Origin of the sequence: Arthrobacter sp. JZ12 (genome assembly GCF_035189165.1) — a bacterium.
GTDB lineage: Bacteria > Actinomycetota > Actinomycetes > Actinomycetales > Micrococcaceae > Arthrobacter_D.
In genome coordinates this window covers 1,860,348-1,882,105 of sequence record NZ_CP045246.1, presented here as the reverse complement: position 1 = coordinate 1,882,105, position 21,758 = coordinate 1,860,348, and the positions used below count along the sequence as shown (strand labels likewise).

Here is a 21,758-nt window from a genome sequence, read left to right as displayed (position 1 = left end):
AACCAGACGCCGGTTGCCTCCGCACGGCACCCATACGGCCCGCGCCGGGAGCGATCCTAGCGCGGGCCGTTCACGTTTCCTAGGGGACGCCTCGGCCTTCGGAAGCCGCGAAATACGCCCGAAATACTTCAGACACCCACTCTTTACCTCAGTGAAGCTCCCGTAACTTCCCAGCAACACAATCCCCAAGGTGCCGAAACACGCCGTTGGAAATATCTTCTCCAGCGGGAAGTGCCCGCCACTCGCGAGAGGACGTAAAGATGGATCTGAATGCAGGTCACGTCTGGGTCATGGTTTCCGCCGCCCTGGTATTGCTGATGACTTTCGGACTGGCATTTTTCTACGGCGGCATGACGCGTGCCAAGGCAGCCCTGAACATGATGATGATGAGCTTCAGCGCCGTTGGCCTTGTGGGCATTGTCTGGGTGCTTTGGGGTTACTCCATGACAGGCGGAGAAGGTGTCGCTCAACTCTTCGGCAACCCCTTCGCTTCCTTCGCACTCGAAGGCGTCATCGGAACCGAGGACATGATCGGTGTTGGCTACGGCGTAACCTTCGCCATCATCACTCTGGCCCTGATCAGCGGCGCGATAGCCGACCGGGCGAAGTTCGGTGCCTGGACAATCTTCGTTCCCGTCTGGGTAACCCTGGTTTACTGCCCGCTTGCATTCATGATTTGGGGCGGTGGTCTCCTCGGTGAGGAGGGCGCAATCGGCAGCGCAGTCGGGGAGGCAATCGACTTCGCCGGTGGAACTGTCATCCACACCAGCGCCGGAGTTGCGGCGCTCGTCCTCGCGATCATCCTCGGCAAGCGTCAGGGGTTCGGCAAGGATCCCTCGCACCGACCGCACAACATCCCGCTGGTCATGCTCGGCGCAGCGCTGCTCTGGTTCGGCTGGTTCGGTTTCAACGGCGGTGCGGCAGGCAGTGCTGAGGAAGCGGGCCTCATCTGGGTCAACACCCTGGCTGCGCCGGCTGCAGCCATGATCGGCTGGCTCCTCACCGAACGCGTCCGCGACGGTCGGCCCACCTCGCTGGGTGCGGCGTCGGGCATCGTCGCCGGCCTTGTTGCCATCACCCCTGCTTGCGCCAACGTCAGCCCGGTCGGTGCCCTGGCACTGGGAGCTGTCTCCGGCGTCATTTCCGCGCTTGCTGTCGGCCTGAAGTACAAGCTCGGGTTCGATGACTCGCTCGATGTGGTTGCACTGCACCTGGTGGCAGGCATCGTCGGAACGATTGCCCTTGGCTTCATCGCACTTCCGGTCGACGGCGAAGGCGGCGGGCTCTTCTATGGAGGCGGCACGGGCCAGCTCGTTGCCCAGGTGGTCTCGGTGATCGTTGCAATCGCGCTTTCCGCCATCATGACCGCACTGATCGGCCTTGCCATCCACAAGACCATCGGCTTCCGCGTCACCGCGGACAACGAGGTATCGGGCATCGACCTCTCAGAGCACGCAGAGACTGCCTACGAGTTCGGCGGACTTGGAGTCGGGGGACAGTTCCAGCCGCTCTCCGGATCCGCCCCTGCAGCACACGCCACCACCCAGGAGAAAGTGAACTCATGAAGCTAGTCACAGCAATCGTTCGCCCCGACAAGCTGGACAACGTCCGCGGTGCCCTGGAGAACTACGGAGTGCAGGGTCTGACGGTCAGTCAGGCAAGCGGCTACGGCCGGCAACGGGGACACACTGAGGTTTACCGCGGCGCCGAGTACACCGTCGACCTGCTCCAGAAGGCACGCGTCGAGGTACTCGTCGCAGACTCCTCGGTTGCGGACATCGTGGATGTCCTGGTCTCGACCGCCAACACCGGCCGCGCCGGGGACGGCAAGGTCTGGGTTCTTCCGGTGGAGGACGCCGTCCGTGTCCGCACCGGGGAGCGCGGAGAGGCCGCGCTATAGGCTCCTGACATAAGGGGCGGGCGCCGTGGTTCAACCACGGCGCCCGCCCTTCTTTCTTTAGCGGCTCTCCTCAGGAGCCGGCGGCATACTCATCCATGGGAACCTCGCCGGCACGCCAGGCAGCAAGCACGGGTTCCACGATGCGCCAGCAGTCCTCGGCAGTATCACCACGAACGGAGAGCGTGGGGTCTCCGGAGAGGACGCCGTCGAGCACTTCGCCGTAGGGCAGGAGCTCGGACGCATTCAGTTCGGCCTGTAGCGTGATTCGGTCCAGGCAGAACACGTCGCCGGGCCCGTTCACGTCGATGTCCAGCTGCAGAGTGTCCGGTCCGAAGCCGATACGCAGCCGGGTGGGGGAGTCCACCCCGGTGAATCCGTCGGGCAGGTGATTGACGGGCTTGAAGGTGATTACCGCCTCCTTGCGCGTCTCGCCCAGAGCCTTTCCGGAGCGAAGCCGGAAGGGAACTCCTGCCCAGCGTTCGTTCTGGATGGACACAACGATCTCCGCCAGCGTCTCGGTGCCGCGCGCCGGATCGACCCCTGCCTCATCAACATAGTTGGGCACACTGCGTCCCTCGATTGTCCCCTCGGTGTAGCGTGCTCGCCGCGTGCTGCGCCGGTAATCCGGATCGACTGTGCTTGCGCGCAGCACCGAGCCGATGTGGTCCCGGAGATCCCGTTCATGGAGCGTCGACGGCGCGTTCATCGCAATCAGGGCCATCACCTGCAGCAAGTGGCTCTGAATCATGTCCTTCAGGGCTCCGGCATTGTCGTAATACCGCGCCCGGTTCTCCAGAGTGAGCTTCTCGTCGAAAATGATGTCCACCGAGTCGATGTGCAGGCTGTTCCACACCGGTTCAAGCAGCCGGTTTGCGAAACGCAGACCCAGGATGTTGAGCACCGTGGCCTTGCCCAGGAAATGGTCCACCCGGTGGATATGGTCCTCCGGCACCAGCCGGGCGAGGACCGAGTTGAGGCGCCGGGCGGATTCTTCATCCGTGCCGAAGGGCTTTTCCATCACCAGGCGGGACCCCTCGGGAAGATCCTCGGGCTTCAGGGTGGCGCAGGCCTTCTCGCTCACCGCGGGTGGGAGGGCGAAGTAGATGGCTACCGGGCCTTCCAGTCCGGCAAGCAGTTCAGCCAGCTCACCCTCGGCCGTGACGTCCACTTGGTGGTAGCTGCTGGTGGAGCAGACCCGGCTGAGGGCGCCGCCGTCGTCGTGGTTTCCGGAAGTGGCTGTAGCGGCCGAAAAGGAGGTTGCCAGGCGGTTTTGCCAGTCCTCCTGGGACCATGAATCTGATCCCGCGCCCACCAGGGTGATCGAACCCGCCTTGCCGTGGCGGACCAGGCGCGCCAGTCCGGGAAGCAGCAGCCTGCCGGTCAGGTCGCCGGAGGCGCCCAGGATGAGCAGCGTGCGGATGGCCTGCCCCCGGAACTGGTGGCCGGAAGCCTTTTCGTCGAGCGCATGAGTAGTCACCCTTAACACCCTGCCACCTGCCGGCCCCGCTGTCTGCTGCCGCCGGGGGACAATGCCGGATGACACCCGCCAGTTGATACCCTAGATAGTTGAATCCCACTTCCGTTCGAGGAAAGCAGTTCACGCACCGTGTTCAATTCACTCTCAGACCGGCTGACCGCGACTTTCAAGAACCTTCGCGGCAAGGGCCGCCTCTCGGAGGCCGACGTCGACGCAACGGTCCGCGAGATACGTCGCGCACTGCTAGACGCGGATGTCGCTGTGCCGGTAGTCCGGGCTTTCACCGCCCAGGTCAAGGAGCGCGCACTAGGGCTTGAGGTCTCGCAGGCACTGAACCCGGGCCAGCAGGTCGTCAAGATCGTGAACGAGGAGCTGGTGGGCATCCTCGGCGGGCAGACGCGGCGGCTGCGATTCGCCAAGAACCCGCCTACCGTCATCATGCTTGCGGGCCTCCAGGGTGCCGGAAAGACCACCCTGGCCGGCAAGCTCGCCAAGTGGCTCAAGGGGCAGGGCCACAGTCCGCTGCTGGTTGCGTGCGACCTTCAGCGTCCCAACGCCGTCAAGCAGCTGCAGGTCAACGGTGAGCGCGCCGGGGTACCGGTCTTCGCACCGCATCCGGGTGTCAGCTCCGAATTTGAAGCGGCAACGGGCGACCCCGTAGCGGTTGCCTACCAGGGCATGGCTGAGGCGCGCGCCAAACTGCACGACGTCGTCATCGTCGACACCGCGGGTCGCCTGGGCATCGATGCCGAGCTGATGCAGCAGGCCTCGGACATCCGCGACGCCATCTCGCCTGACGAAGTGCTCTTTGTCATCGACGCGATGATTGGCCAGGACGCCGTAACTACCGCCCAGGCCTTCAATGAGGGCGTCAACTTCACGGGTGTGGTGCTGACCAAGCTCGACGGCGATGCCCGCGGCGGTGCAGCGCTCTCCGTTGCATCCGTTACCGGCAAGCCGGTGATGTTCGCCTCCACCGGCGAGGCCCTCACGGATTTCGAGGTCTTCCACCCCGACCGCATGGCCTCGCGCATCCTGGACATGGGCGACATCCTCACCCTGATCGAGCAGGCTGAGAAGGCATGGGACAAGGATGAAGCCGCCCGGATGGCGAAGAAGTTCGCCGACCAGGAGGACTTCACCCTCGATGACTTCCTCGCGCAGATGCAGCAGATCCGCAACATGGGCTCGATGAAGAAGATGCTCATGATGATGCCAGGCGCAGCGAACATCCGTCAGCAGCTCGAGAACTTCGACGAGCGGGAGATCGACCGGGTGGAAGCAATCGTCCGGTCCATGACACCGCATGAGCGGGTTGCGCCGAAGATCATCAACGGCTCGCGCCGGGCGCGGATTGCCCGTGGTTCGGGTGTCCACGTGTCCGAGGTCAACGGCCTGCTTGAGCGGTTCGGCCAGGCGCAGAAGATGATGCGGAAGATGGCTGCAGGCGGTGGCATCCCCGGTATGCCCGGAATGCCCGGCCCCGGGGGTTTCTCTGGTGGAGCACGCAAAGGTAAGGCTGCGGCGGCCAAGGGCAAGAAGAAGCCCCGCTCGGGCAATCCTGCGAAGGCGGCACAGGAAGCCGCTGCCGCGGAGGCACGTAGGAACGCTCAGCGTGCCTCTGTCCCCACGGGAGCGGCTTTCGGGCAGCAGAACGACTTCGACCCGTCGTCGCTGAATCTCCCGAAGGGGTTTGACAAGTTCCTCGGCAAGTAACTGGCGCTTTGCGGCTGCTCCGTCAGGGGCCGCCCTGTCATGGCGGGACTGCCATTGGTTGCCTGTCGCTGACTGCACTATCTGTGGCTGCTCAGTCGCTGGCTGCACTGTCTGTGGCTGCCCCTAGGTTGATCTCATGAGAAGTGAGCGCGTTGTCTTCGTGCATGGAGCCGATGCCTTTGGGGCTGCCGCCTGGCCGCGGCAGCACGGTATGGCGCTGGAGTTCGACTGCCTTTTCGTGCGCCGCCACGGCTTCGACTCTGTTGCCGAACCGCTCGCCACGGACTTCGGTGCTGACCAAAGCATCGTGGCGGAGGCGCTCGGGGATGGCGGTCACCTGGTTGCGGCGGCACAGGGCGCCATTTCCGCGATGATGGTTGCCGTCGAGCAGCCACATCTGGTGCGGTCGCTGGTGTTGGCTGAGCCGGCGTGCTTTTCCCTCACCGACACGCTGCCGGCCACGGCCGCCTATCGTTCGCGGGTCGAGTCGTTGTTTGCCAGGCGCGGCCAGTTGAACGACGAGGAATTTGACCGTGAGTTGGCCCGAGCGGCCTATGCGGTTGAGTCGCCGGCGGCAGCTTGCGAAGGCAGCCGTAATGCGCGGCGGCTTCGCTTGCAGGCGCCTCCCTGGACCGCGCCGCTCCACATTGTTCCCGGCGTTCCCACGCTCGTGCTGACCGGGGGCTGGGAGCCGCTCTACGAAGAGGTTGCCCGGTACCTGGCGGACACCGGCGCCACACACCACGTGGTGGGCGGGGGTCACCGGCCTCAGGACACCAACGAGGGAGACGCGCTGATCAGGGCCTTCGTGCGAGGGTATACGGCGGGAGCCGGGGCATCACCATAGACAGATATCGGTGCAGGGAATAACTTTAAGCTTCAAGTAGTTGGCACTGACAGGAACAACTTCCTTGGAGGAATGATGAACGCTATTCAGGACCTGCTTCCTGCAGAAACGGCGATGGGCACCGTGATGCTCAAGGTCGGCAACCTGGACCGGATGGCCGGCTACTACCGGAAGGCCCTGGGGCTGGTGGACATCGCCGAGTCCGACGGCGGCCTCTATCTGGGAAGGGCGAATGTTCCCCTCATTCATCTGGCACCTGCGGCCGGGCGGAAATTGCCCGCTCCCACCGAGGCCGGACTCTTCCATACGGCGCTGCTCTTTTCCGACCGCTCGGACCTTGCTGCCACCGTTGCATCCGCTGCCGAAGCTGCCCAGTCGACGGAAGGCCGGTACGTCGGCAGCGCCGACCACCTGGTCAGCGAGGCCTTCTACTTCTCGGACCCTGAGGGTAACGGCATTGAGCTCTATTTCGACAAGCCGCGGGACACATGGAACTGGACTGAGGTGGGCGGGAAGCGCACCGTGGTCATGGACAACGTCGCGCTGCCACCGCGCCAGTACCTCGAAGCGAACCTGACCGAAGAATCGGTGCGTGGCCAGCAAAAGGCAGCCGCCGACGTCGGACACGTCCACCTGCAGGTCGGCGACGTGCCTACTGCCGAGCAGTTCTACGTGGGAACACTGGGTTTCGAGCGCACCGCAGGCTGGCACGGGCAGGCACTTTTCGTCTCCGCAGGGGGCTATCACCACCACATGGCAATGAACGTCTGGAACAGCCGGGGGGCCGGGCCGCGCAAGGACACCCTCGGCCTCGGCGAGGTGCTCATCCACGTGCCACATCCCGATGAGGTCGGAGCGCTTGCCGAGCGGCTGAAAAGTGTCGGAGTGGAGCATCACCACACCGGACAGGAGTTGCGGTTCGAGGATCCCTGGCGTAACAAGTTGCGCGTCGCGGTGCAGTAACCGTTGCCGAGTCGCCCGGATGTGCCAACGTCTGGCACAATGGACCAGTACCCAATCTGCGCAGCCCCTCTCTCTGCGTGCATTGTGTCCTCTAGAACTCCCTAATGTATGGCCCGCCCCACGGGAGCAGAAACCGGAGTTCGCCCTTTTGATCAACAAGGAGTGACCACACAAGTGGCCGTAAAGATTCGCCTGAAGCGCTTCGGTAAGATGCGCGCCCCGTACTACCGCATCGTCGTCATGGACTCGCGCTCCAAGCGCGATGGTCGTGCCATCGAGGAGATCGGCAAGTACCACCCCACCGAGGAGCCTTCGTTCATCGAGGTCAAGTCGGACCGTGCCCAGTACTGGCTCGGCGTTGGCGCACAGCCCACCGAGCAGGTTGCCGCCATCCTGAAGATCACCGGTGACTGGCAGAAGTTCAAGGGCATCGAGGGCCAGGAAGGCACCCTGAAGACCAAGGCCCCGAAGGAGCCGTTCACGGCTCCCGAGAAGGGCTCGGTCATCGTGCCTGAGGCCATCACGCCCAAGGCAAAGAAGGCTGACGAGTCCGAGGCTGAAGCCGCCGAGGCTGAGTAAATTGCTCGCTGAAGCGCTCGAACACCTCGTTCGCGGGATCGTCGACAGTCCCGATGACGTGCGGGTAGCGGCCAAGTCCAACCGCCGCGGAGAGACTCTTGAAGTGCGTGTTCACCAGGAGGACCTCGGCCGGGTAATCGGACGTCAAGGACGAACCGCCCGCGCCCTGCGAACCGTGATCGCCGCACTGGCGGACGGTGAGCAGGTACGGGTCGACGTCGTGGATACCGACCGCCGTCGCTGACAGCAGTACATATGCCTGAAGTCCGGCCCCATCACGCAGGTGTTGGGGCCGGACTTTTTTGCGATTACGTTCCAGACAACGAACCGGAGAACACATGGATCTGCAGGTTGCCAGAATCGGCAAGCCGCACGGCATTCGCGGCGAGGTAACAGTTCAGCTCTTCACGGATGCCCCGGAGGAACGCTTCGAGGTAGGCGCGGTCTTTCGCGTGGAGCCGGCAGCCCGCGGGCCGTTGACCGTATCAAGTGCACGGTGGAACAAGGACATTCTTGTCCTAGGCTTTGCCGAGGTACCCGACCGCAATGCCGCCGAACTCCTGCGCGGGGCGAAACTGTTCATCGACTCCGAGGAAACCGAAGACGACGACGATTCGTGGTACGAACACGAACTGGTGGGCCTTGAGGCGAGAGTGGGGGACAACGTCGTCGGACGCGTCAGTGCCCTGCGCACCATGACCGTGCAGGACCTGCTCGTGATCGAACGTCCGGACGGTGAGGAAATCCTCATCCCCTTCGTGGAGGAGATTGTTCCCGAGATCGATCTTGAGGGGGGTTTCGTTCTGCTGACGCCGCCGGAGGGCCTGCTTGAGCTCAACCTTCCCGGTTCCAATCAGGCAGAGGCCGCCGACGCCGCGGACGATGCCGGTGACGGGCCCGAGGCAGACAGCGATGAGGAACCGGACAGCAAGGCGTCGGGCAGCTAGTGCGCATCGACGTCGTAAGTATCTTCCCGGAGTACCTTGCCGCGCTTGATCTGTCCCTGATCGGGAAGGCCCGGCAGGACGGCCTGCTCGACCTGACCGTCCACAACCTGCGCGACTTCACCTCGGACCGGCACCGGACGGTGGATGACACACCCTATGGCGGCGGGGCCGGCATGGTGATGAAGCCCGAGCCGTGGGCACAGGCTCTGGAGAGCGTGCGGGGCGGATCGCGTCCTGTCCTGATAGTGCCCTCGCCCGCCGGAGCAGTGTTTACCCAGGCCATGGCCCATGAATTGGCTGAGGAGCAGCACATCGTCTTCGCCTGCGGTCGGTATGAGGGCATAGACGAGCGGGTTCTGGAGTGGGCAAAGGACTCGTTCGATGTCCGTCCGCTGAGCCTCGGAGACTACGTCCTGAACGGCGGGGAGGTAGCGGTTCTGGCGATGGTGGAGGCGATTGCGCGGCTGTTGCCCGGCGTTGTGGGAAACCCCGAATCCCTCGTTGAAGAGTCACATTCTGACGGGCTCCTCGAATACCCCGTGTATACCAAGCCGTCGGCCTGGCGGAACCTCGAAGTGCCGGCGGTCCTCCTCAGCGGTAATCACGCGCGCATCGCGAGGCACCGGCGGGACGAGCAGCTGCGCCGGACAGCCCTTCGGCGTCCGGATCTGCTCGAACTGCTCGACGCCGCTACCCTGGATCGTGCCGATCTCGCCGTTCTCGCGGAGGCGGGTTACGCCGTCGTCGGTGGGAGGCTGACGCGGACGCAGGTGCCTTCCGAAGGTTCTGCCTGATGCCGCGCTTGTGGCATAATTGAAGATCGTGCCAACTGGTACGCGCCTGCCACAGGGGGAGCGTAGCCAACTCAGAGGGCACACCGGAATCCGCCAGACGGCGAACCGGTAACTAATCTTCAACGGCAATTGCCTGCCTGCAGGTCTTTGGCGTTGTGATCAACGTGGATGACCTGTGGCGTTCACGAGGAGCAAACACATGCATATTCTCGACAATGTGGATGCAGCATCGCTGCGCAATGATGTTCCGGAGTTCCGCGCGGGTGACACCCTCAAGGTTCACGTGAACATCGTTGAAGGCAAGAACACCCGTGTTCAGATCTTCCAGGGCTTCGTAGTCGGCCGCCAGGGCGACGGCGTTCGCGAGACCTTCACCGTCCGCAAGGTTAGCTTCGGTGTCGGCGTTGAGCGTACCTTCCCGGTGCACTCCCCGGTGATCGACAAGATCGAGGTAGTAAGCAAGGGCGACGTTCGTCGCGCGAAGCTGTACTACATGCGTGATCTGCGCGGCAAGGCTGCAAAGATCAAGGAAAAGCGCGATCCGAAGACCGCCAAGTAATTCCTGTTTCTGATGCCTGAGTTGTCCGTCGAACGGAAGGCATCCAGGCAGCACACAAAGCGCTGGCCCGGTAATGCGGGCTGGCGCTTCGTGTTTTACGGTGTCGCATTGGCCTGTGTTGCCGTTATCGCAGTGCGTGCTCTCCTGGTGGATGTCTTTTTCATTCCCTCCGGTTCCATGGAGCCGCTCCTTACCGAGCACGACCGCGTCTTGGTCTCCCGGACGGACTACGCCTTCGGAGAGATCCGGCGTGGCGACGTCGTTGTTTTCGATGGCAGGGGTTCCTTCGCGCCAATGGGTGAGAACGGCCTCCAACAGGCGCTTGCCGATGCGGCCCACTTCTTCGGAGTCGGATCGCGCGAGACGGTGTATGTGAAGCGTGTGATCGGAGTCGGAGGAGATACCATCGCGTGCTGCGATGCCGCCGGCCGCGTGACCGTCAACGGGAACGCCTTGGAGGAGCCCTACGTTTTCCCGGGGGACGCGCCAAGCGACATCGACTTCGAGGTCGTTGTTCCGGAGGGTAGGTTGTGGCTTATGGGAGATCACAGGTCCGAGTCGTTCGACTCGCGGGGTCTGCTCGGTGCTCCCGGCGGCGGCCTGGTTCTGGAGGAGCGGGTCATAGGTCGTGCAACCCAGGTGCTCTGGCCTTTCGCACGTTTTGCTGCCATTCCTAGACCATCCGACCGGTCCTCGTTGGCCGCCCAACACTGAACGTACAGCGAAGGAACCGCACACAATGGCAACAGCCCACTCAGGGAACCCCAACGACGGCACGGAACGCCGTTCAGGCACCCACCGTGCTGATCGCACGGGAGCCGGCGGATCGTCGCACGGGTCGGCTGCCCGCAGCCTGGGCAGCTGGGCGAAGGAAATCCTGATTATTGTTGCCGTCGCGCTGCTGCTGTCCTTTCTCATAAAGACCTTCCTGTTCCGCGCGTTCTTCATTCCATCGGGATCCATGGAGAACACGCTGCAGATTGACGACCGCATCTTCGTCAATCAGTTGGTGCCTGAGCCCTTCGCGCTCGAGCGGGGCGACGTCGTCGTCTTCAGGGATACCCAGGGCTGGCTTCCCGAGCCGGAACCAGACACCGTCTCAAGCAACTGGTTCAAGGACGCCCTGATCTTTGTCGGCCTTCTCCCTGACGAGTCCCAGCAGCATCTGGTCAAGCGAGTCATTGGACTGGAAGGCGACCGGGTGATCTGCTGTGATGCAGATGGCCGCATAACCGTGAACGGCGAGCCGCTCGATGAGCCCTATCTCTTCCCGAACGCCAATCCGTCCGACATCCCCTTCGACGTCACCGTCCCGGACGGGAAGCTCTGGGTAATGGGGGACCACCGCAACGCCTCGGCAGATTCACGCGCCAACCGGGACAAGCCGGGGGAGGGTTTTGTCGAAGCCGAGGACATCGAGGGCAAGGCCGCGGTCATAGCGTGGCCACTCGGGCGGATGGGTTTCCTGGGGAACTACCCGGATGTGTTCGAGGGTGTTCCCGATACCTCCCAGGCGACGTCCGGAAGGGAACTGTCTGAACCGTGACGGGCAAAGCTCCAACCCTGCGATACGAGCGGTCCTTCCTAGCTCAGGGTCACCGCTTCGTTGCAGGTTGTGATGAAGTTGGCAGGGGTGCACTGGCCGGGCCCGTGACGGTGGGACTTGTCGTCGTCGACCTTTCCGGTGCGAAGGGATTGCGCGGGGTGCGGGACAGCAAGCTCCTCAGTGCCGCTGAGAGGGAGGCACTCGTTCCCCGGATCCAGCGGTGGGCGTTGGCTTATGGAGTGGGTCACGCAACGGCAGCGGAAATCGACGCGATAGGCCTCATGGCAGCGCTTCGGACAGCGGGTAATCGCGCCTGGGCGCAGGTACGCACGCACGTACAACCCGATGCGGTCATCCTCGACGGCAACCACAACTGGCTTGCTCCGGTACCGCAGGTCTCTCTCTTCGAGGATGTTGAGATTGAAGAAGTTAGCTGCAATGCGCCGGTACACACTAAAATCAAGGCCGACCTTCAGTGCTTGAGCGTTGCCGCGGCAAGTGTCCTCGCCAAGGTGGCAAGGGACCGCATCATGATCAACTTGGCGGATGCCTACGGAGGTTACGGCTGGGAGATCAACAAGGGCTACGCCACCGTTGCGCACCGAGCGGCGATCGATGAACTTGGCGCTTCCGATCAGCACCGCCGCACATGGCGGCTGGGCAGCGCCGCGCCCGACATGAACGAACCCGCAGGTGAAATTGGGGGATGATGGGTCCATGAGCGCCGAGGATCTTGAGAACTACGAAACTGACATGGAGCTGCAGCTCTACCGTGAGTACCGCGACGTGGTCAGTCTCTTCAACTACGTGGTTGAGACCGAACGGCGCTTCTATCTCGCCAACCATGTAGACCTGCAGGCCCGTTCCGCCGATGGTGAGATCTACTTCGACCTCACCCTGAACGACGCATGGGTGTGGGACGTCTACAGGACAGCCCGCTTCGTGAAGACGGTACGCGTCATCACCTTCAAGGATGTCAACGTGGAGGAGCTGGCCAAGAACGACGACATTCCAATGCCGAAGGACGGCTCATTGGGCGGTTGATCACCCCTCCACACCTCTTCCATTTATCGGGCGTTATGCACATAGCATGACCCGCCAGCACCTCCGGATCCGGCCTGCAGCAGGCTGGACCCGGAGGTGTTTGCATGAAAACCAAAGACGAACTGGGCCGGCGCGGTGAAGATCTTGCTGCCCGTTTCCTGGAGGATGCAGGGCTGCGGATCATCGACCGGAACTGGCGGTGTCCCATTGGGGAGATCGACCTGGTTGCGGTCGACGGCGCCACCCTGGTGGTGGTTGAGGTCAAGACCCGGTCCTCGGAGAACTTCGGTCATCCGCTGGAAGCCATAACGCCGGGCAAGCTCGAACGGTTGTACCTTCTGGCGTCCAGATGGGCGCGGGCACACGACTTGCGCTTCTCGGGGTTCCGGGTGGACGCTGTAGCCATCGTTGACGACGGTCTGGGCGAGCCGGATATCGATCACCTTCGGGCGGTGAGCTGATGTCGCTCGGACGCACCTACGCTGTCTCACTCGTCGGGCTCAACGGGTACATCGTGGAAGTTGAATCGGACATCGGTCAGACCCTGCCGGCCTTTGTCCTGCTGGGACTGCCCGACGCCTCCCTTTCCGAGGCGAAGGAACGAATTCGTGCAGCAGCACGCAACGCCGGGCTTCCCCTTTCGCGCCGAAAGATCACGGTAAACCTAATCCCGGCGTCACTGCCCAAGAAGGGATCCGGATTCGATCTAGCGATCGTCATGTCCGCCCTGGCAGCCGCCGGTGACGTTCGCGACTGCGGCCGGACTGTCTTCCTCTCTGAACTCGGTCTCGACGGACGGCTTCGTCCCATCCGGGGTGTGCTTCCCGCTGTTATGGCGGCAGTGGAGTCCGGCTTCACCAACGTGGTGGTTGCGAACGGGAATGCGGCAGAAGCGGCGCTCGTGCCGCAGGCTGTGGTGCGGGGCTACGACTCACTGGCCGAGGTGGCCCTCGCCTTCGGTGCCGATCCGGCCAAAGTCGAGCTCCCGGCACCGGAGCTGGCCCTGGTTCGCAGGGACCTGGAGGCGGAGGATCCGCTTGCGGTGCCCAGGGACATGGCCGACGTTGCAGGGCAAGCGGAAGCCCGTTTTGCCGTGGAGGTCGCAGCGGCCGGCGCTCACCACTTGATGATGGTCGGACCGCCAGGCGCGGGCAAGACGATGCTCGCCGAGCGCATCCCCGGTATCCTGCCGGACCTTACCGACGATCAGGCCATGGAAGTAACTGCGATTCATTCCCTTGGCAGTGCTGAAGCCTGTAGGGAGCTGCGCCGCCGTCCTCCCTTCGAAAGTCCGCACCACACAGCTAGCTCTGCTTCAATCATCGGCGGAGGGTCCGGCATCCCTCGCCCGGGTGCAGCTTCCCGTGCACACCGCGGCGTCCTGTTTCTGGATGAGGCCCCCGAGTACCAACCGCGCATCATGGATTCACTTCGCCAGCCGCTTGAGAGCGGCCAGTTGGTGCTGCATCGTGCGGCTGGAACTGCAACCTACCCGGCTCGCTTCCAGCTCGTGCTCGCGGCCAACCCCTGTCCCTGTGGACTTGCCAGCGGCAAGGGCAGGGAGTGCAACTGTACTGCACAGCAACGACGACGCTACTTCAGCCGGGTCACCGGCCCTGTGCTCGACCGGGTGGACCTCCAAATGACGGTGCACAGGGTGGCACTGAAGGATTTCTCCGGAGTGGCGAAGGCGGAATCGAGTGCAGTGGTTGCAGCGCGCGTGGCCGGGGCACGGGCGGCTCAGCACGAGCGCCTGCGCCAGTGGAATCTCTCCACCAATGCGGAGGTTCCGGCTTCGCTCCTGCATGGCGAACTGCGGCCGTCACGCAAGGCGATAACCCCCTTGAATCGGAAGATGGAGCAGGGGGCCATCACCAAGCGCGGCTATGACCGAGTGCTCCGAGTGGCGTGGACCGTCGCCGATCTGGGTGGCCGATCGTTGCCCAGTGAGGATGACGTCGCTACGGCGCTGCTGTTTCGCACGGGGGAGTACGCCTCATGAGCAGTCCATCCTGGACAGGTATGGAGGTTGCCCGAGCGGCCCTCTCCCGACTGTTCGAGCCTTCGGACAACGTCGGTATGGCGTTGGTCGCGGCGGCCGGCCCCGAGGAAGCGTTGCGCATCGCGACAGGCAGGTCTGCCTGCACTACCGCCCTGCGCCGGGCGCTCGGAGAGATCCTGGCTGACCATGGACACGCCACACGCGGAGATTCCCTGGCGGAGGCGGTCGCCCGGTGGTCCCCTCGCGTTGAGACGCTGGCGCCACTCCGCGACCTGGAAACCATACGTCGGTTCGGCGGCACCCTTCTCACTCCGGAGTCCGAGCGATGGCCTGCGGCGCTGATGGACCTCGGGATAGGCATGCCGCTCTGTCTATGGGCGCGGGGTGAACATCCCGCCGCCATCCCGCCGCTGAACCGCGTGGTCGCCGTAGTAGGCTCGCGAGACAGCACCAGCTACGGCGCCTCCGTCACGGGCGATCTGGCTGCCGGCCTGGTCGCGCGCAACTTCACGGTGATCTCCGGTGGGGCTTACGGCATCGATGCACAGGCGCACCGCGCGGCACTGGCTACGGCCAGGGAGGACCATCCAATGCCCACGCTAGGAGTTCTCGCCTGCGGGGTTGACCGTTACTACCCCGCCGGCAACGAGGGCTTACTTCGTGAGGTTGCAGAGCGGGGCCTGTTGATATCGGAGATCCCGCCGGGGTCCTCACCCACCCGGTGGCGCTTCCTGCAGCGGAATCGAATATTAGCTGCGCTTAGTTCAGTGACAGTGGTGGTGGAGGCACGCTGGCGGTCCGGTGCCCTCAACACCGCGCATCATGCGGCGGGCTTAGGTCGTGCTGTCGGCGCCGTTCCCGGTTCCGTGTACTCCGCCAATTCGGCCGGCTGTCATCGTCTGTTGCGCGACGGCAGCGCAATCTGTGTCACTGACGCCTCTGACGTAGCAGAACTCGCTGGGCCCCTGACGTTGGTGCCTGCGGATGAAAACCGCGGCGAACCGAAGCTTCTGCATGACGGCCTCATGGTCGAGGACATTCTGCTGCTTGACGCATTGCCTGTCCGCGCATCCTCCATGGTGGACAAGCTCGCCTCGGTGGCCGGCTTGAGCGTACCCGGGGTTCTTGCCGGCCTCGGGCGGCTTGAGGCGGAAGGCCTGGCTCAACGCGCCGATGACGGCGGTTGGCGAAAACGTCCGCAACAACTCTCATGACCACGACCGGGACGAACGAACAAACACTGCAAAAACGAAAGGGAGAACAATGAACACTTTCAGGATCATCGACAGTCCGGTGGGCGGGCTGGTGGTGGTAGCCAACGGTTCTGTCCTGACCGGGATCTATCACGAATATCACTCCCCGGAACCGTCACCGCTGCTTCTGGGAGTGCCCTCAGTGCCGGGCGTGTCCTACCTCGCGATGGATGGAAACGACCATAGCCCTTCTCCTATGCCGGATCCGGGCGCCGAGCAAATTTTCGCCCAGACAGCAGAGTGGCTTGAGGCCTACTTCAGTGGAGCGAAGAGGGACCCCTTGCGGTACGAGATACAGACAGGGACGGACTTCCAACGTTCCGTCTGGGCAGAGGTGGCCGAGATTCCCTACGGTGCTACCCGGACGTACAAGGATGTCGCAGCGGCGCTAGGAAACGACGCGATGGGCCGCGCGGTGGGCGCCGCTGTGCGGGCCAATCCTATTTCCATCATGCTGCCGGGACACCGGGTAGTTGGAGCCGGGGGAGCGGTTACAGGATACGCAGCGGGAGTGGCCGTGAAGCGTGCCCTCCTCGAACTTGAAGCATCGGTATTGGGGCAATCGGTAGCGTGAGGCGGGAGGTGCCAGAGCACCACTGGCACATCCCGTGTCCCCTCCGGTGCGCCTCCTTGAGGAGGGGATCAGAATGCCGCACAGTGGGAGGCGAAGCAGGAGGTGAAGCACGATGACCGGGGAGAGGATCCAGTACCCTGTCGCACCGCCGTTCTCTTCCGAAACCGACGCTTTCATCCGCTACCTCACCCTTGAACGAAACCGTTCGCAGCATACGGCGCGGGCATACCGCGGCGATCTTGAGAATTTCGCTGCGTTCGCCGCCGAACGTGACGTTACCGAGCTTCGCCGGGTCGATCTCAGTTTCCTTCGGGCGTGGCTCGGATCGCTGGACCAGCAGCGGCTGTCACGGTCAACTCTTGCCCGTCGCGCTGCAACTGTGCGCAATTTTTTGGCCTGGGCTACGCGTGAGGGGCACCTGCAGGTCGATCCCTCGCTGAGGCTCAAAGCGCCCAAACGGCAGAGCACACTCCCGGAGGTGCTCTCGTCCGCGCAGCTCGACGCTGTTCTTGCCGAGCTCAAGCACGCCGCAGCAGCTGGGGATCCTGACACGTTGCGCACACGCGCCATACTCGAATTGCTGTACGGTGCCGGGATCCGAGTCAGCGAGCTGGCGGGTCTGGACATCGACGATGTCGACCCAGACCGGCGCACAGTGCGGGTTCTTGGAAAAGGCAACAAGGAGCGGACGGTGCCGTTCGGTGCGCCCGCCGGTTATGCTCTCCACGACTGGGTGTCACGCGGTCGGCCCCATTGGGTTACTCCCCATAGCGGACCGGCGTTATTTCTCGGTCCTAGAGGCCGGAGGATCGATCCCCGTCAGGCGCGTTCTACGGTGGCCAGCGTCCTTGCCGACGTCGACGGGACTACAGCAAGCGGCCCCCATGCCCTGCGTCACTCCGCTGCCACCCACCTGCTGGATGGGGGTGCGGATTTGAGGGCAGTGCAGGAGATTCTTGGCCACCGCAGTCTTGCCACAACTCAGCTCTACACTCATGTATCGGTCGACAGGCTCCGGCGAAGCTACGAGCAGGCCCATCCCCGGGCGTGAGTCCCCCTGAGGTGCCGACGCCACGACGCACGAGCGCGTAATCACAGTGGCGGGATTTGTGCCAATAAGGCACAATGATCGTAGTTCAAGTACCTGTGGACTGAGCGCTATGTACCAGGCCCCTAGCAGTGTATTCGTCCGGGCTGAAGGTCGTTGGGGAAGACGTACCTACAGCTATGGAGGATGGAATGTCTGTTGTGATGGCCCGCGGTGTTCTTTACGTGCACTCAGCCCCATCTGCGTTGTGCCCTCATATCGAATGGGCCGTTGGCTCGGTCATTGACCAGCGCGTCGACCTTGAGTGGTCACCGCAGCCTGCTGCGCCCGGAATGTTCCGAGCGGAGCTCTCTTGGGTCGCCCCGCAGGGCTCCGGAGCGAAGCTGGCATCGGCCCTTCGCGGCTGGGCGCACCTTCGCTACGAGATAACCGAAGAACAGAGCGCCGGTGCAGACGGAGGACGTTGGTCCCATACTCCTGAGCTCGGAATCTTCCACGCAACCACCGATGTGCACGGTAACGTGATGATCTCGGAAGACAGGATCCGCTACGCCTATGAAGCGGGTGCAGGGGATCCCGCCGCCGTCTACCACGAGTTGTCGCTCGCGCTTGGTGAGTCTTGGGACGAAGAGCTGGAACCCTTCCGGCATGCAGGCGAAGGCGCTCCGGTACGCTGGCTGCACCAGGTTGGGTAAGCGGACTGGAGTTCTTCATCCCCCTACAGCGCGGATGAGCCCGGGTACCAGTTGGTACCCGGGCTCATCAGTAAGTGCTCAACCGGTATCAGACGCTCTTCACCACGATGACCGCGTTGTGTCCGCCGAAACCGAATGAATTGCTCAGTGCCACGATGTCACCGGACGGCAGATCGCGGGCGGAGGTCACAACGTCCAGCGGAATCTGCGGATCCTGATTTTCCAGGTTGATGGTTACCGGCGCCTGCCGTCCGTGCACGGCCAGTACCGTCATTACCGCTTCGACCGCTCCGGACGCGCCGAGCAGGTGGCCCGTCTGGGACTTGGTAGCCGACACGGCCACTGAATTCACCTGGCTCCCCAGCGCGGTTTTCAGCGCCACGTATTCCGGCTGATCGCCGACGGGAGTGGAGGTCGCATGCGCATTGACGTGCACCACATCTGAAGCCTGAACCCGCGCATCAAACATGGCCGCCTTCAGGGCGCGCGTTGCACCAAGCCCCTCGGGGTCGGGTGCGGTGATGTGATAAGCGTCCGCCGTGACGGAAGTTCCAGCAAGCTCACCGTATATCCGTGCACCTCGGGCGAGGGCGTGTTCCTCCGCTTCGAGCACGAGGGCTCCGGCACCCTCTCCCATAACAAATCCATCGCGGTCGATGTCGTAGGGGCGTGATGCATGCTCGGGATCGTCATTCCGGCGAGACAGAGCCTGCATGGAAGCGAAGGCAGCGATCGGCATGGGGTGGATCGCTGCTTCGGCACCGCCGCACATCACCACGTCGGCCTTGCCGGACCGGATCAGTTCCAGCCCTTGGTGGAGAGCCTCAGTCCCCGAGGCGCAGGCCGAAACCGGCGTGTGTGCACCGGCCCTTGCTCCGAGATCGAGGCTGACCGCAGCCGCCGGTCCGTTGGGCATGAGCATCGGCACGGTCATCGGAAGGACCCGGCGGGGCCCCTTCGATCGAAGCGTGTCCCATGCGTCCAGCAACGTCCACACGCCGCCGATACCGGTAGCGAACGCTACGGCGAACCGGTCATGGTCGACCTCTTCCAAGCCGGAATCGCGCCAAGCCTCACGCGCAGCGATCACCGCGAATTGGGTCGATGGATCCATCCGCTTAGCCTCGACCCTGGTAAGCACGTCGCTTGCCGGAGTGGCGACCTGAGCCGCGAAGGTGACAGGAAGCTCGTACTCTGCAACCCAGTCAGCCTCAATAGTGCGGGCGCCCGACACGCCTTTCAGCGCGTTCTCCCACATTGTGGGAACGTCGCCGCCAATGGGTGTGGTGGCGCCCAGGCCGGTGATGACTACTTTGCGTGCCATGGTTCACTCTCTGCTGCGTCGGTATGTCCGTGCGGACTTGTGCCTGAAAATGCGGCGGTGGCCGAAAAGCGGGTCACCGCCGCATCCTGCTAGGACTGGGCGTTGGAGATGAAATCGACAGCGTCGCCGACGGTCTTGAGGTTCTTGACTTCCTCGTCGGGGATACGCACGCCGAACTTCTCTTCGGCGTTGACCACGATGGTCATCATCGAGATGGAGTCGATGTCGAGGTCATCCGTGAAGGACTTATCGAGCTCAACAGACTCGGGGGCGAGGCCGGTTTCCTCGTTCACGATCTCTGCCAGGCCTGAGAGGATCTCTTCGTTGCTAGCCATTACGGCTCCTTTTCTTTTGTTCCGGCGTTCAACCGGATCGTTTGATCAAGCCACGGTCTGTGGCCCGAAGTGGAAACTTACGGGAGGACGACTACCTGCGCGCCGAACACGAGGCCTGCTCCGAAACCGATCTGCAGAGCATAACCGCCGCTGAGCTCCGGCTGCTCGCTGAGCAGGCGATGCATCGCCAGCGGAATTGAGGCAGCGGAGGTGTTGCCGGCGTCGACGATGTCACGGGCTACTGCTACGTGCTCCGGGAGGGCAAGCTGCTTCACCATCTCGTCAATGATGCGGATGTTCGCCTGGTGGGGGATGAAGGCAACGAGGTCTTCGGCACGGATACCCGCGGCGTCCAGTGCCTGCTGGGCAACCTTCGCCATCTCCCAGACCGCCCACCGGAAAACGGTGGGTCCGTCCTGCCTCATGGTTGGCCAGAGCGCCGTCTCAGTTGCTCCGGCCAGCGCGCTTTCGCCATCGGTGAGCGCGGCCAGGGAAATGTCCCGCACATCAAGAAGGGAGTGGGTCATTCGGATCGATTCGTGCTTGCTGCCATCGGATCCCCAGACCGACGGACCGATCCCGGGGGTGTCCGACGGGCCGATCACGACTGCACCTGCACCGTCCCCTAGGAGGAACGAGATAGTGCGCTCGGAATTGTCAATGAAGTCTGAAAGCTTCTCAACACCGACGACTAGGACGTAATCGGCGGTTCCCGAATGAACGAGGGCGTCAGCCTGGGCAATGCCGTAGCAGTATCCTGCGCATGCTGCCGAGATGTCATAGGCGGGAGCCGGCGTGGCGCCGATGCGGTCTGCGAGCTGCGCGGCAGCAGAAGGCGTTGCATAGGGGTGGGTCACCGTGGAGACCAGGACGGCGCCGAGCTGGGATGCTTCGATTCCTGCGTCCGCGAGGGCGGCACGTGCCGCTGCTTCCGCCATATCGATGACGCTCGTGTCCTTGTCCGCCCGGTGGCGGGTCACGATGCCGGTGCGCTGGCGGATCCACTCATCGGAGGAATCAATCCACTGGCAGATGTCCTCGTTGGTGACGATCACGTCAGGACGATAGGCGCCGAGGCCGAGGACTTTGGTGTGTTCGCGCAGGGCGGCTTGCTTGAGGGTGGGAGTAGTCACGCGGTTCCTTTTGCTGCAATCGGGGCGTCAGCCGGGGGAGCTGTACGGGAGTGCTCTTCCATGAACTCCCGGGCTGCGGCCAGGTCTTCAGGGGCCTTGACTGCGAGGCTGGCGGTGCCCCGCATGCCCCGCTTGGCAAGTCCGGTCAGGGTACCTGCGGGCGGAAGCTCAAGAACGCCGGAGACTCCCATGTCCAGCAGTCGCTGCATGCACAGGTCCCAACGAACGGGTCGGGAAACCTGCGCGATCAGACTGTCGAGGTTGGTCTCACCCGAGGCGACGGGTTCGCCGTCGTAATTGGAGAGCAGGGTGGCCAGCGGCTCGGCGGGGGAGAGCGAGGGCCGGAGCGCCTCGAGTGCTTCAACCGCCGAAGCCATGTGCTCCGTGTGGAAAGCACCGGCTACCTTCAGCGGGATGACGCGGGCCTTGGCTGGAGGATCGGCTGCTAGCTCCGCCAGTTGTTCCAGGGTTCCCGCCGCGACGATCTGGCCGCCTCCGTTGGCGTTGGCCGCCGTCAGTCCCAGGCGCTCCAGCGTGGCCGCTACTTCCTCGGGATCGCCGCCGAGCACGGCGCTCATGCCGGTAGGTGTTACTGCCGCTGCCGTCGCCATTGCGCTGGCACGGGTGCGCACGAGTGTGACTGCATCTCGCTCCGAGAGTGCGCCCGCCACAGCGGAAGCAGTGAGCTCTCCTACCGAGTGACCGGCAACAACGGTCGCGGAGGTCAACGAGGTGTCGCCCAGCAGTGCCCGTGCCGCCACCAGGCCGGCGGCAACGATCAAGGGCTGCGCCACCGCGGTGTCACGGATTGTGTCCTCGTCCGAGACTGTTCCGTGACGAACCAGGTCAACACCGGCGGCATCGCTCAGCGCTTCGAGGTGCTCACGCACGCCTGGCAGGTCAAGCCACGGGGTCAGGAATCCGGGGGTCTGGGACCCTTGTCCTGGGCAGAGAATCGCAAGCACGTATTAAGCTTTCCAAATGGGGGACAGGAAGCACGGTGTTCCGGTGCACGAAGCTGC

Annotated in this window: 25 protein-coding genes; 20 read left to right on the top strand and 5 right to left on the bottom strand. The window is 63.5% G+C overall.

Translation table 11 applies throughout. The features are described from left to right. Positions 1 to 260: 260 nt before the first annotated feature. Together GC088_RS08735 and GC088_RS08730 are read left to right on the top strand one after the other, a co-directional pair. Complete coding sequence (locus GC088_RS08735) at positions 261 to 1,565, top strand: ammonium transporter (protein WP_323958626.1); 1,305 nt, start codon at positions 261 to 263, stop codon at positions 1,563 to 1,565. Continuing rightward, the gene (locus GC088_RS08730) at positions 1,562 to 1,900 is read left to right on the top strand and encodes a P-II family nitrogen regulator (RefSeq protein ID WP_323958625.1); all 339 of its coding nucleotides are present in this window, start codon (positions 1,562 to 1,564) and stop codon (positions 1,898 to 1,900) included. Before GC088_RS08735 ends, GC088_RS08730 begins: the two co-directional genes overlap by 4 nt. Before the next feature lie 70 nt (positions 1,901 to 1,970). On the opposite strand, the gene GC088_RS08725 is transcribed toward GC088_RS08730, so the two are convergent. Then, the gene (locus tag GC088_RS08725; RefSeq protein WP_323958624.1) at positions 1,971 to 3,377 is read right to left on the bottom strand and encodes a glucose-6-phosphate dehydrogenase; all 1,407 of its coding nucleotides are present in this window, start codon (positions 3,375 to 3,377) and stop codon (positions 1,971 to 1,973) included. A gap of 129 nt (positions 3,378 to 3,506) precedes the next feature. Between GC088_RS08725 and ffh the strand changes: the two genes are divergently transcribed. The 18 genes from ffh (at position 3,507) to GC088_RS08635 (ending at position 17,944) form a co-directional block, all read left to right on the top strand. Next, complete coding sequence (ffh, locus tag GC088_RS08720; RefSeq protein ID WP_323958623.1) at positions 3,507 to 5,093, top strand: signal recognition particle protein; 1,587 nt, start codon at positions 3,507 to 3,509, stop codon at positions 5,091 to 5,093. A 136-nt stretch (positions 5,094 to 5,229) separates the two neighbouring features. Further along, the gene (locus GC088_RS08715; protein ID WP_323958622.1) at positions 5,230 to 5,940 is read left to right on the top strand and encodes an alpha/beta fold hydrolase; all 711 of its coding nucleotides are present in this window, start codon (positions 5,230 to 5,232) and stop codon (positions 5,938 to 5,940) included. 75 nt (positions 5,941 to 6,015) lie between these two features. Then, on the top strand, positions 6,016 to 6,903 hold the full coding sequence (locus GC088_RS08710; protein ID WP_416377532.1) for a VOC family protein: 888 nt from the start codon (positions 6,016 to 6,018) through the stop codon (positions 6,901 to 6,903). Positions 6,904 to 7,077: 174 nt separating this feature from the next. Next, complete coding sequence (gene rpsP / locus GC088_RS08705) at positions 7,078 to 7,482, top strand: 30S ribosomal protein S16 (RefSeq protein WP_323962012.1); 405 nt, start codon at positions 7,078 to 7,080, stop codon at positions 7,480 to 7,482. 1 nt (position 7,483) lies between these two features. After that, a complete protein-coding gene (locus GC088_RS08700) occupies positions 7,484 to 7,726 on the top strand; it encodes an RNA-binding protein (RefSeq protein ID WP_323958619.1) in 243 nt (80 codons plus the stop codon). A 94-nt stretch (positions 7,727 to 7,820) separates the two neighbouring features. Beyond that, entirely contained in the window at positions 7,821 to 8,429 is a 609-nt protein-coding gene (gene rimM / locus GC088_RS08695; RefSeq protein ID WP_323958618.1) for a ribosome maturation factor RimM, read from the top strand. Beyond that, positions 8,429 to 9,223 (top strand): tRNA (guanosine(37)-N1)-methyltransferase TrmD, encoded by a 795-nt coding sequence (gene trmD / locus GC088_RS08690; RefSeq protein ID WP_323958617.1) that lies wholly within the window; start codon positions 8,429 to 8,431, stop codon positions 9,221 to 9,223. The genes rimM and trmD overlap by 1 nt, the downstream gene beginning before the upstream one ends. 199 nt (positions 9,224 to 9,422) lie before the next feature. Continuing rightward, the gene (gene rplS, locus GC088_RS08685; protein WP_323958616.1) at positions 9,423 to 9,782 is read left to right on the top strand and encodes a 50S ribosomal protein L19; all 360 of its coding nucleotides are present in this window, start codon (positions 9,423 to 9,425) and stop codon (positions 9,780 to 9,782) included. A gap of 12 nt (positions 9,783 to 9,794) precedes the next feature. Next, positions 9,795 to 10,496, top strand: coding sequence for a signal peptidase I (gene lepB / locus GC088_RS08680; RefSeq protein WP_323958615.1), 702 nt, complete (start codon positions 9,795 to 9,797; stop codon positions 10,494 to 10,496). A gap of 25 nt (positions 10,497 to 10,521) precedes the next feature. Then, positions 10,522 to 11,328: a signal peptidase I gene (gene lepB / locus GC088_RS08675; RefSeq protein ID WP_323958614.1), complete on the top strand. Its 807-nt coding sequence runs from the start codon at positions 10,522 to 10,524 to the stop codon at positions 11,326 to 11,328. Then, the gene (locus tag GC088_RS08670) at positions 11,325 to 12,038 is read left to right on the top strand and encodes a ribonuclease HII (RefSeq protein WP_323958613.1); all 714 of its coding nucleotides are present in this window, start codon (positions 11,325 to 11,327) and stop codon (positions 12,036 to 12,038) included. The genes lepB (GC088_RS08675) and GC088_RS08670 overlap by 4 nt, the downstream gene beginning before the upstream one ends. A 7-nt stretch (positions 12,039 to 12,045) precedes the next feature. Continuing rightward, the gene (locus GC088_RS08665; protein WP_323958612.1) at positions 12,046 to 12,372 is read left to right on the top strand and encodes a DUF2469 domain-containing protein; all 327 of its coding nucleotides are present in this window, start codon (positions 12,046 to 12,048) and stop codon (positions 12,370 to 12,372) included. 104 nt (positions 12,373 to 12,476) lie between these two features. Further along, on the top strand, positions 12,477 to 12,833 hold the full coding sequence (locus GC088_RS08660) for a YraN family protein (RefSeq protein WP_323958611.1): 357 nt from the start codon (positions 12,477 to 12,479) through the stop codon (positions 12,831 to 12,833). Next, a complete protein-coding gene (locus tag GC088_RS08655; protein WP_323958610.1) occupies positions 12,833 to 14,374 on the top strand; it encodes a YifB family Mg chelatase-like AAA ATPase in 1,542 nt (513 codons plus the stop codon). Before GC088_RS08660 ends, GC088_RS08655 begins: the two co-directional genes overlap by 1 nt. Beyond that, entirely contained in the window at positions 14,371 to 15,588 is a 1,218-nt protein-coding gene (dprA, locus tag GC088_RS08650) for a DNA-processing protein DprA (RefSeq protein WP_323958609.1), read from the top strand. The genes GC088_RS08655 and dprA overlap by 4 nt, the downstream gene beginning before the upstream one ends. Before the next feature lie 49 nt (positions 15,589 to 15,637). Continuing rightward, positions 15,638 to 16,201: a methylated-DNA--[protein]-cysteine S-methyltransferase gene (locus GC088_RS08645; protein ID WP_323958608.1), complete on the top strand. Its 564-nt coding sequence runs from the start codon at positions 15,638 to 15,640 to the stop codon at positions 16,199 to 16,201. A gap of 112 nt (positions 16,202 to 16,313) precedes the next feature. Further along, positions 16,314 to 17,252 carry a tyrosine recombinase XerC gene (locus GC088_RS08640; protein WP_323958607.1) on the top strand — a complete coding sequence of 313 codons (939 nt, stop codon included), beginning with the start codon at positions 16,314 to 16,316 and terminating at the stop codon, positions 17,250 to 17,252. A gap of 188 nt (positions 17,253 to 17,440) precedes the next feature. Continuing rightward, positions 17,441 to 17,944, top strand: coding sequence for a DUF3145 domain-containing protein (locus tag GC088_RS08635; protein WP_323958606.1), 504 nt, complete (start codon positions 17,441 to 17,443; stop codon positions 17,942 to 17,944). Between the two features lie 88 nt (positions 17,945 to 18,032). Here GC088_RS08635 and fabF read toward each other — a convergent pair whose 3' ends face one another. The 4 genes from fabF to GC088_RS08615 form a co-directional block, all read right to left on the bottom strand. Then, positions 18,033 to 19,268, bottom strand: a complete 1,236-nt coding sequence (fabF, locus tag GC088_RS08630) for a beta-ketoacyl-ACP synthase II (RefSeq protein WP_323958605.1) — start codon at positions 19,266 to 19,268, stop codon at positions 18,033 to 18,035. Positions 19,269 to 19,357: 89 nt separating this feature from the next. Beyond that, positions 19,358 to 19,603 carry an acyl carrier protein gene (locus GC088_RS08625; protein WP_323958604.1) on the bottom strand — a complete coding sequence of 82 codons (246 nt, stop codon included), beginning with the start codon at positions 19,601 to 19,603 and terminating at the stop codon, positions 19,358 to 19,360. Between the two features lie 77 nt (positions 19,604 to 19,680). Continuing rightward, a complete protein-coding gene (locus GC088_RS08620; RefSeq protein ID WP_323958602.1) occupies positions 19,681 to 20,736 on the bottom strand; it encodes a beta-ketoacyl-ACP synthase III in 1,056 nt (351 codons plus the stop codon). Continuing rightward, positions 20,733 to 21,701 (bottom strand): ACP S-malonyltransferase, encoded by a 969-nt coding sequence (locus GC088_RS08615; RefSeq protein ID WP_323958601.1) that lies wholly within the window; start codon positions 21,699 to 21,701, stop codon positions 20,733 to 20,735. Before GC088_RS08615 ends, GC088_RS08620 begins: the two co-directional genes overlap by 4 nt. Positions 21,702 to 21,758 lie beyond the last annotated feature (57 nt).